A 13,890-nucleotide genomic window follows, 5' to 3' on the forward strand; every position below is an offset into this window, starting at 1 on the left:
GGAAAACATGAAGCAATCGCCATCCATTACAGAACATGACAACGATGTGGAAAGCGAAGAAAAGGAGCAAGGCAAAGAGATTGAGGTAGACGAAGATGCCTTGCCTTCACGGGCTGCCGCTATTCATGAAGAGATCCGTCAGGACGGTGAGAAAGAGTTAGAGCGCGACGGTATGGCATTGCTTTGGTCTGCTGTTGCTGCTGGGCTTTCCATGAGTGCCTCGCTGATGGCGAAAGGGATTTTCCACGTACATTTAGCTGAGGTGCCGGGCGGTTTTTTACTCGAGAATCTGGGTTACACCTTTGGCTTTGTTATCGTGATTATGGCGCGTCAGCAGCTGTTCACCGAAAACACGGTCACAGCCGTATTGCCCGTGATGCACAAACCCACCGGTGGCAATATGTTGCTGCTTTTACGCCTGTGGGGCGTGGTGCTGGCGGGAAACCTGATCGGTACAGCACTCGGCGCACTGGCGTTTAATCATATGCCCATCTTTGACGATGCCACACGCCAGGCTTTTACCTCGATCAGCGAAAAAGTGATGGCCAATCCACCGCGCGAGATGTTTGCCAACGCGGTGATTTCCGGCTGGATCATCGCCACCATGGTCTGGATGTTTCCCTATGCGGGCGCGGCGAAAATCGTGGTTATCGTGATGATGACGTGGCTGGTCGCATTGGGTGATTTGGCTCATATCGTGGTGGGTTCGGTCGAGGTGCTTTATCTGGTATTTGCCGGCACACTGCCTTGGTATGAGTTCTTCTGGCCATTTGCCCTGCCGACGTTGCTGGGCAATATTACCGGCGGTACGCTCATTTTTGCTTTAATTAGCCATGCCCAGATTCGCAACGATATGAGCGAAGCAGCAAAGGCTAAAGCCAAGGCTGAGCAGAAACGGAAAGAGAAAGCGCAAGGCCAGTCGAAGTGAAGTTTGGCACTACATTGTTGATAGATTGAGCAATCAAGCTTTACACGGTTAAATTTTGCGGGTCGGTACGCTATACTGCGCGCCGCGTCTCCTTAGTTAAATGGATATAACGAGCCCCTCCTAAGGGCTAGTTGCAGGTTCGATTCCTGCAGGGGACACCATTAGCCGCATTCCCCCTTCAAAACAACCATCGAGCAAACGCAAGGCTCAGCCCAGCCGTGCTCAACATACCTGCCACGATCCATTTGGTTTGTTTGGTGATTTCGACATGAATTTTGGCTATCTCCTGATGCAGATCGCTTTTGGTGACGTAGTTGGATTTGATCACCGCGATATCAGTTTTCACCGATGCCATATCGGTTTTCAGGGTTTCCGTATCGGTTTTCAACATTTTAATATCCGATTTCATCTCAAGCACATCAGCTTCCAACTTCGACACGCGCATTTCCATTTTACTACCTCACATAAGTTGAACATGTAATTTAATGATTAATATCAATGTGTTAATTATTTTCATTGTACAGCGTTCAAACGCAAATTCATCATAATGTAGGTGTCAGAGAGGAGATCTGAGACGTTTCTCGCAGAGAGAATTTCGGCTGTTTCAGTGAATTACAGCGAAATCAAATCTGATGCGCGCTTTGACGCCACACCGAGGGCGTGACGCCATGCTGCTGGCGGAAGCGGTTGCTGAAGTGGCTGGATGAGTGGAAACCACAGCGCAGTGCGATCTCGGTTAACGGCAGAGAGCTAAACTTCAACAGTTGCAGTGCGGTATCCATACGGCGGCGCATCACATATTGATGCGGTGCTTCACCTACGCTGCTGCGGAACATGCGTGCAAAATGGTATTCGCTTAAGGAAGCTTCGGCGGCTAATTGCGCCAGGGTTAATGGCTGATCCAGCTGGGCATCAATATACGCCAGCACACGACGCAGCACCGCTGGGGCAAGTCCACCTCTAACTTGAGGTGCCTGCCATTGCACTTCACTGTAACGCTGTAAAAGATGCGTCATCAGCAAGGTTGAGGCACTGCTCAACATTAACTGGTTCGCCGGTTGCTGCCAGTCCACGCTCAGCAGGAAATGGCGATAAAGCTGCGTGATGCGATCGTCATCGGCAAAGATTTTTTCATGCAAATTGAGCTGAGCGGGACTGCGATCCCAAATCTGCTCGCCCAGATGGCGCAAATGCGCATCGGTACAGTAGAGATGCACGAACGACAAATCTGACCGCAGGTCCCAGGTGGACTCCACACCGGAAGGCATCAGGCAAAAGCGATCCGGGCCGCCACCGTTGCGCCAGCCGTGAGGCGTTTTGTGCCAGGTGTCATAGCCGTCTGCGGTATACAGGCTGAGCGTATGGTGATCGCTGAGATTGGTCACGCGATCGCCACTGTTAAACCACGCCGCCAACTTGATGCCACTCGACAGCTGCACGCTATCGCGCAGTTGCGCTTTGTGGCGCTGCAGCATGTCGAAGGTCTGGTAATCAGGCATGGAAGGTGTCTACTCGCAGTTCAATTAGGCACAGTTTACGGATCTCTTCGGACAGAAGACAGACCAGCATGGGACATGATGGAAAAAATGCGCAAGATTTTGCAATTATCCCGCAAAGTCCTGCAAGCGTCTCTGCGCTGAAATCAGCACACTGCGGCCATGATTTTGCTGGAGAGTATCTGATGAACATAATGCTTTACCTTGCAGTCGTGCTTATTTGGGGCACCACCTGGATCGCGATTTTTCTACAACAAGATGCCGCCAATACCCCGGTGTTGGTGGCAGTGTTTTGGCGTTTCTTACTGGCATCTGTACTGATGCTGGTAATCCTGAAACTGTTAAAACGCCTGCGACCACTGGATAAACAAGACCACCTGTTTTGCGTGCTGCAAGGCTGCTGTGTGTTCGGCTTCAATTTCGTCTGTTTTTATCATGCGGCGGCGTGGATCAGCAGCGGACTGGAATCGGTGATTTTCTCCATGGCGGTGCTGTATAACGCCCTAAATAGTTGGATTTTCTTCCGCCAGCGCCCACCGTTTCGCCTGTTGCCTGCGGCAGTATTGGGTTTGGGAGGGATCGTCGCGCTGTTCTGGAATGATATTCAGGCCGCACATCCCGCGCCACAACTGCTGTGGGGCGTTGGGCTCAGTGCCTTGGGCACATTGGGCTTCTCGCTGGGTAATATGATCTCCACCCGCCACCAGCGTCGTCAACGCGACGTGCTGACCACCAACAGCTACGCCATGCTGTATGGCGCGATTATGATGGCGGTGCTGGCACTGCTGAACGGTGATTCACTGGCCCCTGCGCTCAATCTGCAATGGCTCGGCTCAATGAGTTATCTGGCCATCTTTGGTTCTGTATTGGGTTTCGGCGCCTATTTCACGTTAGTAGGCCGTATTGGTGCCAGTCAGGCCGCTTACAGCACCCTGCTATTCCCGTTAGTGGCGCTCACGCTGTCCACCTTATATGAAGGATATCAGTGGCATGACAATGCGATTGTTGGACTGGTGATGATTCTGGCAGGGAACATGGTGATGTTCGTGCGTTGGCCAAAAGCACGCAAATTGCGCCTGGCCTGATAAAGCGAGAGCGGGCATTGCGCCCGCTCTTTTTTCCTCTAACGCCAGCCCTGCACGCCGATATTGAGCTGGTGAGGTTTATTGATGGCTTTTCTGGCAATCCAGTAAAGCAGAACGCGTTCATCATCTCTGTCGCGATCGGCCATAGCCAGTAGTTTCAGCGACAGCGTGGATTTAGTCACAGGCTGATGCTCATCGCTTAACTCGATCACCGCCTGACCGATGATGCAGCAAACTTCATCCTCGCTTGACGCGGATTCATATGCTCGGTCTGTCATATTTCCTCCTGTTTAGTGAGTTTTAAGCCTGGCAAAAGCTGGCGAATTTGCAGGCCACAAGGCGCAATTGATACAACTCATTACAAACACTCACTAACAGTAATCACCTGTTGTTGATTGACACTGACGGTTCGTTTATTAGTTGCCAATGCCATTCATACCCGTTTCACTGCATTTCATTCCGCCCTCCAGTCCATTCACGCCCTCACCTGCCCCGCACGCGCGTAAGGCGCTTATTATCGCTGCAGATTCCGTATTCCCTGAGGGGAGAGATAAAAATGAAAACAGCCCTAACCGCGCAACACCAGCGTACTCGTATGTTTACCCTAATTGGCACCATCATCACCCAGTTTGCCCTGGGTTCGGTCTACACCTGGAGCCTGTTCAACGGCCAACTGGCGCATAAGTTGGATGCACCAATCAGCCAGGTCGCTTTCTCGTTTGGTTTGTTAAGTCTGGGACTGGCGATCGCCTCGTCACTGGCGGGCAAACTGCAGGAACGATTCGGCGTTCGCAACGTCACCATCGGCGCCGGGATCTTAATGGCCGTCGGCTTCTGGCTCACCGCCCATGCCGATAACCTGATGATGCTGTATCTCAGCGCAGGCATTCTGGTTGGTCTGGCTGACGGTGCCGGATACCTGTTAACCCTGTCTAACTGCGTGAAGTGGTTCCCAGAGCGTAAAGGGCTGATCTCCGCCTTTTCGATTGGTGCCTATGGATTAGGCAGCCTCGGCTTCAAATTCATTTGTGGTGCGTTATTGAGTACCTACGGCCTTGAAAACACCTTTATGATTTGGGGTGTGCTGGCCATGAGCATGATTATCATCGGTGCCTTGATGATGCGTGATGCACCCGTGCAGCAAACCAGCGGTAATGCGCAGTTGCAGGCGAAAGATTACACTCTGGCGCAATCAGTACGTTTGCCGCAGTACTGGATGCTGGCGCTGATGTTCCTTACCGCGTGTATGAGCGGCCTTTACGTTATCGGCGTAGCGAAAGATATCGGCGAAGGTATGGTGCATCTGACCACACAAACGGCAGCCAATGCGGTCACGGTGATTGCCATTGCCAACCTCAGCGGTCGTCTGATTCTTGGCGTACTGTCCGATAAAATGGCACGTATTCGCGTGATTTCTCTGGCACAGATTGTTTCGCTGGTCGGCATGAGCATCCTGCTGTTCACGCGTATGAATGAAACTACCTTCTTCCTGTCGCTGGCTTGTGTCGCCTTTAGCTTTGGCGGCACCATTACCGTGTTTCCGTCGCTGGTCAGTGATTTCTTCGGTCTCAATAACCTGACCAAAAACTACGGCCTGATTTACCTTGGCTTCGGTATCGGCAGCGTAATGGGTTCTCTGGTGGCTTCGGTGTTCGGCGGCTTTACCGTCACCTTCAGCCTGATTATGACGCTGCTGGTGATTTCGCTGGTATTGTCGCTCAGTATCCGTCTGCCAAATCGTCAAAACGTCAGCGAACCTTTGCTGCATAATTAATTGTCCGGGATGCCGCAGCCTGTGCGGCATCCACTTTCTCCATCTTTTCTGCACAAATAAAGCGTTGTTGAGAACAGCTGTTATTTAGTATTGCATTTCAGATTATTCGCGCTATTATCGTTATGTATTCAGCTTTATCCGATTGGTTTATTTCCCGCCCAGAGTTTATTAGCTTTAAATTGACATATCTGGTAATAGATCCAGAAATAACTCTACATTCCCTGCATCTTCACTCCACTTTTTCCCAGTAATCTGGCTTCATTGAAAAAGAGGAGGACTCTCCATGAAAACGTTTATTAAAATTGCTTCGGTTGCGGCTATTATGACCATGTTAAGTGGCTGTATCGTCCATGACGGTTACAGACACGGTCCCGGCTGGGGTAATGGCGGCTGGCATCATGACCGTGGCTACCATGGTCGCCACTGGTAATTGGGCAAAGCACACACAGCAAATAATAAAAAAATAAAAAGGGCGGGAATTTATCCCGCCCTTTCTTTTAGCTTTTTACCGCATAATTACATTGGTACCAGGCTTTCTTTAACCCTGGTAAATGGCTTTCCTGCGCAGGCAATGATTCCACTTTATCGAAACCTCGCTGGTTACAGTAATTAGCCAGATCGAGCTCCATCGCATCTTTATTTAGCTTTTGCGGATCATAGCGGTACTGAACAGTATTTGAGCTGGCATCTTCATCAACACGTTCAAATCCTCCGGGTTTGCTGACACTACAACCGGCCAGCATAAAGAGTGCCATCGCGCTAATAAGCATTTTTTTCATTAGGATGTCCTCATTAGATGCCGCAGTTTAAAAGGCAGCATCACGCGCATCTATAGGAAACAGGCGCGAAAATTTTTAAAAACCAACGTTTTTACCAATTAAATTGATAAAACCAAACGGTTTTCCTTCACTCACAGGCAATGAGAAGATGCCTACAGACGTAACAAAGTCTGCACCACACCAGGTGATACCCAGAAAAGAAAACCAATAGTGACCTTTATGCCCGCGCTGAGCGGGCTTTTTTTTGCCCGCTAACGCTAACCGGTTAGGCTGACCATCTTACGTAAAAGATTGGCGGCTTGTTTGGCAGGCAATGCGAGAATGCCGCTGTAGAGATCAATCGACATGGCACACATTGCACTGCGATCGACGGCGGTGTCTGCTGGCATGTTGAGTTGTTGCAGTTTATCGCCCCACTTCCCGTAGAGTTTTTCGACAATGCTTTGCAAATCCCGCTGCGCCAGGGCCTGATCTAAAGGTTGATCGTTGCCTGTGCTCTGTTGCAGCAGTTGATCGAGTGCCTGTGCATCCCGCTGGTAGAGTTCCGGCGACAAGGCTTGTTGCAGGTTAATCCCACCGTTGACCTGCGGGTAAAGAAAACGGAAACAACGCTGCGGTTCAGGCTGCTGCAATGCCTGCATTTCTTCTACTGAGACGCGCAAATAATTGACCAACGTAGCATCATCGGCACGCGCCATACGTTGGTTAACTAAATCCATTAGCCAGCCCCGCAGTTCACCCAGCGCCTGGTCGGCGGGAACGCCTTCCAGGCGCTTGTGGAGCAGTTCACGGTTAAGCAATTGCCATAGTGCCGGTTCCTGGGTTTTCAGCAAACGATAGCCCGGAGCCAGACTGAGTTGTGTCGAAACTTCCCGAGCCAGCGCCTGCCGCTCCTGACGAGGATGCAGCCAGCTAAACCACAGTAAATTGGCCAGCACTAACGGCAGCAGAAAGAGGATCACTCCCTGCCATAAACGCAGCGATGTGGTGCGAACCAACACAATGATGATGATCGCCAGCAGCACAAAGGCCACCAGCGTAATGGGGAAAAGCGAGAGCATGGAGCGTGATTAATCCTTGCGAACGTCAATCAATACCGGACAGTTGGCGCGCTCAATAACGGCTGCGCTAACCGAACCTTTCAGCAGACGGTTAAAAGGCGAAAGATGGCGGCGGCCAATAATAATCATGCTGGCCTTTAGCACATTGGACTGGGCCACAATGGTTTCCGCCGCTTCACCGGCCATAATCAAGCCTTTTGCTGCTACGCCCGCACGCAATAGTGGCGCCAGCGCGTGACGTACCACCATTTCTGCGGTGTTTTGTTCATCTTTTGCGGCCACGAAATCGTCGGGATCCTCTCCGGCATCAATTTCGATGGGCTGATTGCAGGATGAATAGGCCGGGTCGACGCAACACAGCACCGTCACCTGCGCCTGTTGCGCTAATGCCTGTTCAATAGTCAGCGCAATCACTTTTTCTGCCACCGGTGAGTTATCAATGGCCATCAGCAACGTTTTCATCAGTTGGTTATCCTTCCACAGCGGTCATTTTGCCAATTTCGCGAATTATCGCCTCTTTGCACTTCAAGATTTCCTCACGATAGCGCGCTTCCTGTTTATGAAAACGAGCGGTCGGCACCAGCAACGAGATAGAAAAGCGACCAAACAAGGTGTCGATCGCCACTGCCATGGTGGAAATACCTTCCAGCGTTTCGCCGCGATCGATGGCCAGACCGCTGATGCGCACTTCGGCAATCAACTCCAGCAGTTGCGGCAGGGTTTTCACCGTCATTTCGGTCAGCTCTTTATAAGCTTCACCGACCATCACCCGCACATCGTCATCACTCTCCAGCGCCAGCAATGCGCGACCGCCAGAGGTGCTGTAAAGCGGAAGATTCAGCCCAATACGCGGCACCACACGCAATTCACGTGAGGCCACCACATAATGCACAATTGCCAGCTGTGTGCCGCTGGCGCGCGCCAGTGAGACGGTCTCGTTGATTTCCGCAGAGAGTTGTTCCAGGAATGGGCGCACGATTTCAACCACGTCGCTGTGCACGCTGGATATCAGTTTGAGCAGCGCCGGCCCCAGGCGCAAGCCGCCCGCACCGCTGCTGCGCACCAGTTGGGCGCTATCCAACGCCGCGATGATGCGCTGCACCGTGGACCGCGGAAGATCAACCACCTGCGCAATTTCACCCAGACTCATGCCGCCGGGATGTTCACCCAGCGCATTCAGAATTTTTGCCGCACGCGCGATGACCTGAATGCCACCCGCTTTTTCATCCTCACGGCTTGAGGGAGTTTCAACCATTGTGCGTTCCTTTTTGGCCTGCCCTACTTTAGCGCGAATGACCGCACTTTTACACCCTGTATCACATTGCAATACATCATACCGAGATGTAAGATGCGACATGTATCACATCGCAATACACTGCATCAATAAAAACAAGAGAAGCCTGTTATGAACGCCCAGCCTGTTGCGGCTCCGGCTCCCCATCCGTTTACCTTGCGCCTGGCGTTAGGGTTGGTTGGCGTGCTGATAGCTGCGCTCACTTCCGGATTAAACGACCGCGTGACCGATATCGCACTGGCGGATATCCGTGCTGCGATCGGCATTAGCTACGATCAAGGCAGCTGGATCATCTCCGCCTACCAAGCCGCGGAAGTGGCCGCCATGATGATCGCGCCCTGGTTTGCCGTGACGTTTTCACTGCGACGCTTCGCCCTGGCCGTATGCACCGGATTTATGCTGAGCGGATTACTGCTGCCTTTAATGCCTGACTCGACGCTTTTCATCGCACTGCGTGTGATTCAGGGCCTGTTCGGTGGTGCACTGCCACCGCTGCTGATGACCGTCGCACTGCGTTTTTTACCGCCTCCCATTAAGCTGTATGGCTTGGGTGCCTATGCCTTGACCGCGACCTTTGGCCCCAACCTCGCCGCCACGCTGGCCGCTTTCTGGACCGATGAAGTCGGCTGGATGTTTGTGTTCTGGCAGGTGGTCCCCGCGATGCTGATTGCCATGCTGTTGATTGGCTGGGGGTTGCCACAGGATCCACTGCGCTTCGAGCGCTTCAGGCAGATCGATCTATTCGGCATGCTGACCGGCTGCTCGGGCATGGCGCTGCTGATACTGGCTTTGACCCAAGGCGAGCGCCTTGACTGGCTCAGTTCCCCCTTGTTCGTCGCGCTATTATTCAGCGCACTCGCATTGCTGACTGTGTTCTTTGTTAATGAATGGTTTCACCCGTTACCCTTGTTCAAATTGCAGATGCTACGTCGGCATAATTTGACGCACGGATTACTGGCTCTGGCGGGAGTGTTGATTTTGTCGCTGTCAGGTTCTGCCCTGCCCTCCGCCTATCTCGCTCAGGTTGAAGGCTTCCGCACGCTGCAATTCGCGCCGCTGGCGTTAACCATCGGCCTGCCACAACTGTTGATCGCCCCGCTGGTTGCCGCGCTGCTCAACATAAGGTGGATCGATTGCCGCTGGATGCTGACGGCGGGCGTCGCGTTACTGGTGATTTCATGCCTGATGGGGATGCACATCACCACTGACTGGGCACGCCAGAACTTCTGGCTGATTCAAATCCTGCAGGCTTTCGGTCAGCCGATGGTGATTTTGCCGGTATTGATGAGCGCCACCAGCGTGGTGGCCCCACCGGAAGGGCCTTTCGCCTCAGCGATGTTTAATACGGTACGCGGTTTCTCCAGCATTGCCGCCAGCACGCTGGTGACCTGGTTTATCAGCCATCGGGAACAGTTTCACTCCAACATATTGGTAGGGAATGCCGCCAGCCGCGACTGGCTGATGACCGCCCCCACCAGTGCTCAATCGAGCAGTAGTTTTCCTTTATTGCCAGATGGCAGTGCCAGCAGCGCTGAAAACCTCAGCGGTTTCGCCACGTTGCTGAAACACCAGGCGATGGTGCTGAGCCTGAGTGACTGTTATCAGATGCTGATCGCTTTCGCTGCGCTGCTGTTATTGCTCACCGCCTGGCTGCCAAAGCGCGTCTGGCCACCACAAACCCTGATTCAACCTGTTACGACGACGTCGAGATAATTGATATGCAAGCTTCTGCTTTAAAAAGAACGGTGCTGTTGAGCGCCTTATTAATCGTGTTGCTGGCAATGGCCTTTTTTGTCTGGTCATCGATGACCGGTAACGATCACCGTACGGATGATGCCTATGTGAATGCCGATTACACCCTGGTGGCACCGAAGGTGTCCGGCTATGTCGCCAGCGTGAATGTGCTGGATAACCAGCAAGTGAAAGCGGGCGAGTTGCTGGCCACGCTGGACGATCGTGACTACCGCGTGGCGCTGGAAACCGCGCAGGCAAATCTGCAAGTGAGTGAGGCCAAGCGGCTGAGCAGTCAGGCGCAGCTGGAGCAACAGCAGTCCACCATTGACGAGGCGAAAGCCACCTTAGCGGCCAGCCAGGCGTCCTCTCAGTACGCCGGACAAAGCGCAGCACGTTACAATCAGCTGTATAAAAGCGGCACCATTGCCGCCGATGAACAGCAAAAAGCCAGCTCGACCCAGCGTTCCGCCTCGGCAGCCGTGCGCCAGAGTGAAGCCGCTTTAGCCGCCGCCATCAAGCAGGTGGGCGTGTTGCAGGCCGCAGTACGTCAGGCGGAAGCGGACGTGACCGCCGCCCAAGCCAGTGTTGATCAGGCTAAGTTGAATCTTTCCTATACGCGCATCGTCGCGCCCGTGGATGGCATGGTAGGACAGCGGTCGGTGCGACTGGGCGCGTACGTCAGCGCGGGCACTCGTTTGCTGGCGGTAGTGCCGTTGCAACAGACGTACATTACCGCCAATTATCTTGAGACGCAGTTAGCCGATGTGCAGCCAGGACAGAAAGCGGTGGTGAAGGTTGATGCGTTGCCAGGCAAGCGCTTTACCGGCCATGTTGACAGCATTGCACCGGCCACGGGGGCGACTTTTTCCGCGATTTCACCCGACAATGCCACCGGTAATTACACCAAGGTGGTACAGCGTTTGCCGGTCAAAATTGTGCTGGATGCCAACCAGCCGGATCTGGCGCAATTGCGTGTGGGCATGTCTGCCATTCCAGAAATTGAAGTCCGCTGAAAATGTGAGCAATCTCTCAGAAGTGGCCTATTTATTTTCGGATCGATTGCGCGTAAATTAGCGCTCGATCCTGTTCTGAGTTCGCTTGGAACCACCTGAGAAGAAAGCGTGCAGCGGTTATGAACTTCACCTTTCTCTTATTCTGTTCGGGTTACGCTGGCGTGGGATCACCAGCATGGTAACCGCTCAGAGGAGTTGTTTTGTGAGATACGCTTTAATGGGAGTTTCTTTCTTCCTGTTGATCTGGGTTGGCACCTTCGTGCTGATGCTCAAATAAATCCTGCCAGGCGGGGCGACCAGTGTCGCCCCTCTTAGTTTTTACTCTTCTTCATCCAGCGCTTTTACCGTTCCCGGCAAAATGCCGTCGGCACGGAACATCGATTTGATGCCACGCACCGCCTGACGGATACGATCGCTGTTCTCAATCAGTGCAAATCGGACATGGGTATCACCGTAGTCACCGAAACCAATGCCCGGCGAGACGCACACCTTGGCTTCCTGCATCAGCAGTTTGGCGAACTCCAGTGAACCGAGATGTGCGTAGTGATCGGGGATTTTTGCCCAGACGTACATCGACGCTTTAGGCAGATCGACCATCCAACCCGCCTCATGCAAGCCTTTTACTAAGACATCACGACGGCGTTTGTACTGTTCCGCAATATCGCGCACGCATTGTTGATCGCCTTCCAGTGCCGCAATGGCCGCGACCTGCAATGGCGTGAAGGTGCCGTAGTCGTGATAGCTTTTGATGCGGGCCAGCGCAGAGACCAGCTCTTTGTTGCCGACCATAAAGCCGATGCGCCAGCCTGCCATGTTGTAGCTTTTTGACAGGGTAAAGAATTCCACCGCGACATCACGTGCGCCGGGCACCTGCATTATCGACGGTGCTTTCCAGCCATCGTAGGTGATATCTGCGTAGGCGAGGTCGTGAATCACCAGCACGTTATACTGTTTCGCCAGCGCAATCACGCGCTCGAAGAAGTCCAGCTCAACGCATTGTGACGTCGGGTTCGATGGGAAGCCGAGGATCATCATCTTCGGTTTTGGATAGCTTTCGCGGATGGCGCGCTCTAATTCGTTGAAGAAGTCGACGCCGGCCACCAGCGGCACTGAACGTACCTGCGCCCCGGCAATCACTGCGCCGTAGATGTGAATCGGGTAACTTGGGTTTGGCACCAGCACGGTATCACCGTGATCGAGGGTTGCCAGCATGAGATGTGCCAGCCCTTCTTTTGAACCGATGGTGACAATCGCTTCCGATTCCGGGTCGATGTCAACTTGATAGCGGTCTGCGTACCAGCGCGAGATGGCGCGACGCAGACGCGGAATGCCTTTAGAGGTTGAATAGCCGTGCGTGTCTTCGCGTTGCGCCACCTGGCAGAGTTTTTCCACGATATGCGGCGGCGTAGCGCCATCTGGGTTCCCCATCGAGAAATCGATGATGTCTTCGCCGCGCCGACGCGCAGCCATCTTCAACTCAGCGGTGATGTTAAATACATACGGGGGAAGGCGTTCAATACGCGAGAAACGACGGGGTGTGCTGTTATCAGCCATGATGTCCTCTGGATTACGTTAGCGCCCGGACCGTCCGAGCGACGCTGGTCACTGCGGTGACCGAAGAAGAACATAACGCGCTGATAACAGAATTGTCGAGAGCAACAGAATATTTTTTTAATTTTCTGGATTCAGGCGACCGAACACCCAATCGTTCACCCATTGGTCGTTTAACAGGTAATTATCCCGTAGCGTACCCTCTAGCTCGAAACCATTCTTTTCCAGAATGCGCCGCGATGGCCAATTCCCCTCGATAACCAGCGCTTTGAGCTTATGAAATTCTGCCTCCAGCAAGAAGTCACAGAGCGCTTGCAGGGCTTCGCTGCCATAACCTTTCCCGGTAAAGCGATGGCAGAGCATGTAACCCACTTCGGCCTGGCGATAGGGCTGCCATTCCGCACTGCATCCAAACAGGCCAATCGGTTCATTGGTGTCACGCAGGCGCGCCACCAGGCAGAGCATGTGGAAACTGCTGGCCTGCCAGGGCGCGAGCCGGTCATTAAAACGTTGGCGAATGTCATTTTCATCAGGTATTTCGCTGACCCACGTCATGGTCGCGGGGTCTTCATGCACGGCTTTAAAGATTTGCCAGTCTTCGGGTTGTAAGCGAGTCAGAGATAAACGAGGGGTGAGAAGTTGCATTGCTGCGCTCCGCGAATTTACTCAGGGCAACATAGCAAACCGGACAATAGACAACCAGCGCTCAGCGCACGGATTTATTAATCCTCTTTTTGTTACTCAAGTTTTCCTCTTTTTTCTGAATAAGGGGGAGTTGAGTTGATTGTCGCTGTGGGTTGAGTGCCAGCGCCAGAACGGACCAGCCCGATCGCAAAGACAAAACGCATCCATGCAGATCGGCCGCGCCATCCTTGGCGCGGACGCTTTGCTCTTCGCGCTGGCCCGCTCTGGCCTTGAGCTATATGCGTTGCTGTTTTAAAAATCGCGCGGAGCATGCCCTGATAACGACAGGCTGTGGGGATGCTTCGATTTTTGGGCTGGCCCGTTCAGGCCTTGAATTGCATGCGTTGCTGTTTTGAAACCGCAGGGAAAATTGATCTACGCCATCATAAGCGTTTGTCGGGTGCCTTAGCGCTGGCAGATCTTGATCACATTTTTTATCATAGCCCCATCCAAGCTCAGTCTGAGAGATGCCCTTGCCTTCCCACTTCGAC

Annotated in this window: 16 protein-coding genes and 1 tRNA gene; 8 read left to right on the top strand and 9 right to left on the bottom strand. The window is 53.0% G+C overall.

Annotated elements, in window-relative coordinates; translation table 11 throughout:
• The first annotated feature begins 7 nt into the window (after positions 1 to 7).
• Positions 8 to 928, top strand: a complete 921-nt coding sequence (locus tag QMZ30_RS04125) for a formate/nitrite transporter family protein (RefSeq protein ID WP_039335138.1) — start codon at positions 8 to 10, stop codon at positions 926 to 928.
• Positions 929 to 1,014: 86 nt separating this feature from the next.
• Positions 1,015 to 1,089, top strand: a tRNA-Arg gene (locus tag QMZ30_RS04130).
• A gap of 17 nt (positions 1,090 to 1,106) precedes the next feature.
• Here the strand turns inward: QMZ30_RS04130 and QMZ30_RS04135 are convergent.
• The gene (locus QMZ30_RS04135) at positions 1,107 to 1,373 is read right to left on the bottom strand and encodes a hypothetical protein (protein WP_283226625.1); all 267 of its coding nucleotides are present in this window, start codon (positions 1,371 to 1,373) and stop codon (positions 1,107 to 1,109) included.
• Positions 1,374 to 1,551: 178 nt separating this feature from the next.
• The gene (locus QMZ30_RS04140) at positions 1,552 to 2,427 is read right to left on the bottom strand and encodes a helix-turn-helix domain-containing protein (RefSeq protein ID WP_283226496.1); all 876 of its coding nucleotides are present in this window, start codon (positions 2,425 to 2,427) and stop codon (positions 1,552 to 1,554) included.
• 182 nt (positions 2,428 to 2,609) lie between these two features.
• Here QMZ30_RS04140 and QMZ30_RS04145 point away from each other — a divergent pair, with 182 nt between their 5' ends.
• Positions 2,610 to 3,509, top strand: a complete 900-nt coding sequence (locus QMZ30_RS04145; RefSeq protein WP_283226497.1) for a DMT family transporter — start codon at positions 2,610 to 2,612, stop codon at positions 3,507 to 3,509.
• Positions 3,510 to 3,547: 38 nt separating this feature from the next.
• On the opposite strand, the gene QMZ30_RS04150 is transcribed toward QMZ30_RS04145, so the two are convergent.
• Positions 3,548 to 3,787 (bottom strand): hypothetical protein, encoded by a 240-nt coding sequence (locus QMZ30_RS04150; protein WP_039327337.1) that lies wholly within the window; start codon positions 3,785 to 3,787, stop codon positions 3,548 to 3,550.
• Positions 3,788 to 4,065: 278 nt separating this feature from the next.
• Between QMZ30_RS04150 and QMZ30_RS04155 the strand changes: the two genes are divergently transcribed.
• Both QMZ30_RS04155 and QMZ30_RS04160 read left to right on the top strand, forming a co-directional pair.
• Complete coding sequence (locus tag QMZ30_RS04155; protein WP_283226498.1) at positions 4,066 to 5,283, top strand: L-lactate MFS transporter; 1,218 nt, start codon at positions 4,066 to 4,068, stop codon at positions 5,281 to 5,283.
• Between the two features lie 283 nt (positions 5,284 to 5,566).
• Entirely contained in the window at positions 5,567 to 5,713 is a 147-nt protein-coding gene (locus QMZ30_RS04160; protein ID WP_197063290.1) for a hypothetical protein, read from the top strand.
• Between the two features lie 67 nt (positions 5,714 to 5,780).
• Here QMZ30_RS04160 and QMZ30_RS04165 read toward each other — a convergent pair whose 3' ends face one another.
• The 4 genes from QMZ30_RS04165 to QMZ30_RS04180 form a co-directional block, all read right to left on the bottom strand.
• Positions 5,781 to 6,062 (bottom strand): putative periplasmic lipoprotein, encoded by a 282-nt coding sequence (locus tag QMZ30_RS04165; RefSeq protein ID WP_283226499.1) that lies wholly within the window; start codon positions 6,060 to 6,062, stop codon positions 5,781 to 5,783.
• A 257-nt stretch (positions 6,063 to 6,319) separates the two neighbouring features.
• Entirely contained in the window at positions 6,320 to 7,123 is an 804-nt protein-coding gene (locus QMZ30_RS04170; RefSeq protein ID WP_283226500.1) for a hypothetical protein, read from the bottom strand.
• A 9-nt stretch (positions 7,124 to 7,132) separates the two neighbouring features.
• Positions 7,133 to 7,585, bottom strand: a complete 453-nt coding sequence (locus QMZ30_RS04175; RefSeq protein WP_058969475.1) for a universal stress protein — start codon at positions 7,583 to 7,585, stop codon at positions 7,133 to 7,135.
• 7 nt (positions 7,586 to 7,592) lie between these two features.
• Positions 7,593 to 8,378, bottom strand: coding sequence for an IclR family transcriptional regulator (locus QMZ30_RS04180; RefSeq protein ID WP_283226501.1), 786 nt, complete (start codon positions 8,376 to 8,378; stop codon positions 7,593 to 7,595).
• Positions 8,379 to 8,528: 150 nt separating this feature from the next.
• Here QMZ30_RS04180 and QMZ30_RS04185 point away from each other — a divergent pair, with 150 nt between their 5' ends.
• The 3 genes from QMZ30_RS04185 (at position 8,529) to ypdK (ending at position 11,441) form a co-directional block, all read left to right on the top strand.
• Positions 8,529 to 10,130 carry an MFS transporter gene (locus QMZ30_RS04185; RefSeq protein ID WP_283226502.1) on the top strand — a complete coding sequence of 534 codons (1,602 nt, stop codon included), beginning with the start codon at positions 8,529 to 8,531 and terminating at the stop codon, positions 10,128 to 10,130.
• 5 nt (positions 10,131 to 10,135) lie between these two features.
• Positions 10,136 to 11,164, top strand: coding sequence for an HlyD family secretion protein (locus QMZ30_RS04190; RefSeq protein ID WP_283226503.1), 1,029 nt, complete (start codon positions 10,136 to 10,138; stop codon positions 11,162 to 11,164).
• A gap of 202 nt (positions 11,165 to 11,366) precedes the next feature.
• The gene (gene ypdK / locus QMZ30_RS04195) at positions 11,367 to 11,441 is read left to right on the top strand and encodes a membrane protein YpdK (protein WP_100701370.1); all 75 of its coding nucleotides are present in this window, start codon (positions 11,367 to 11,369) and stop codon (positions 11,439 to 11,441) included.
• A 41-nt stretch (positions 11,442 to 11,482) separates the two neighbouring features.
• Here the strand turns inward: ypdK and alaC are convergent, their stop codons facing one another.
• The gene (gene alaC, locus QMZ30_RS04200; RefSeq protein ID WP_039327361.1) at positions 11,483 to 12,718 is read right to left on the bottom strand and encodes an alanine transaminase; all 1,236 of its coding nucleotides are present in this window, start codon (positions 12,716 to 12,718) and stop codon (positions 11,483 to 11,485) included.
• A gap of 117 nt (positions 12,719 to 12,835) precedes the next feature.
• Positions 12,836 to 13,360: a GNAT family N-acetyltransferase gene (locus QMZ30_RS04205; RefSeq protein ID WP_283226504.1), complete on the bottom strand. Its 525-nt coding sequence runs from the start codon at positions 13,358 to 13,360 to the stop codon at positions 12,836 to 12,838.
• Positions 13,361 to 13,890: the final 530 nt, after the last annotated feature.

The organism is Pantoea sp. EA-12 (assembly GCF_030053355.1).
GTDB lineage: Bacteria > Pseudomonadota > Gammaproteobacteria > Enterobacterales > Enterobacteriaceae > Pantoea > Pantoea vagans_C.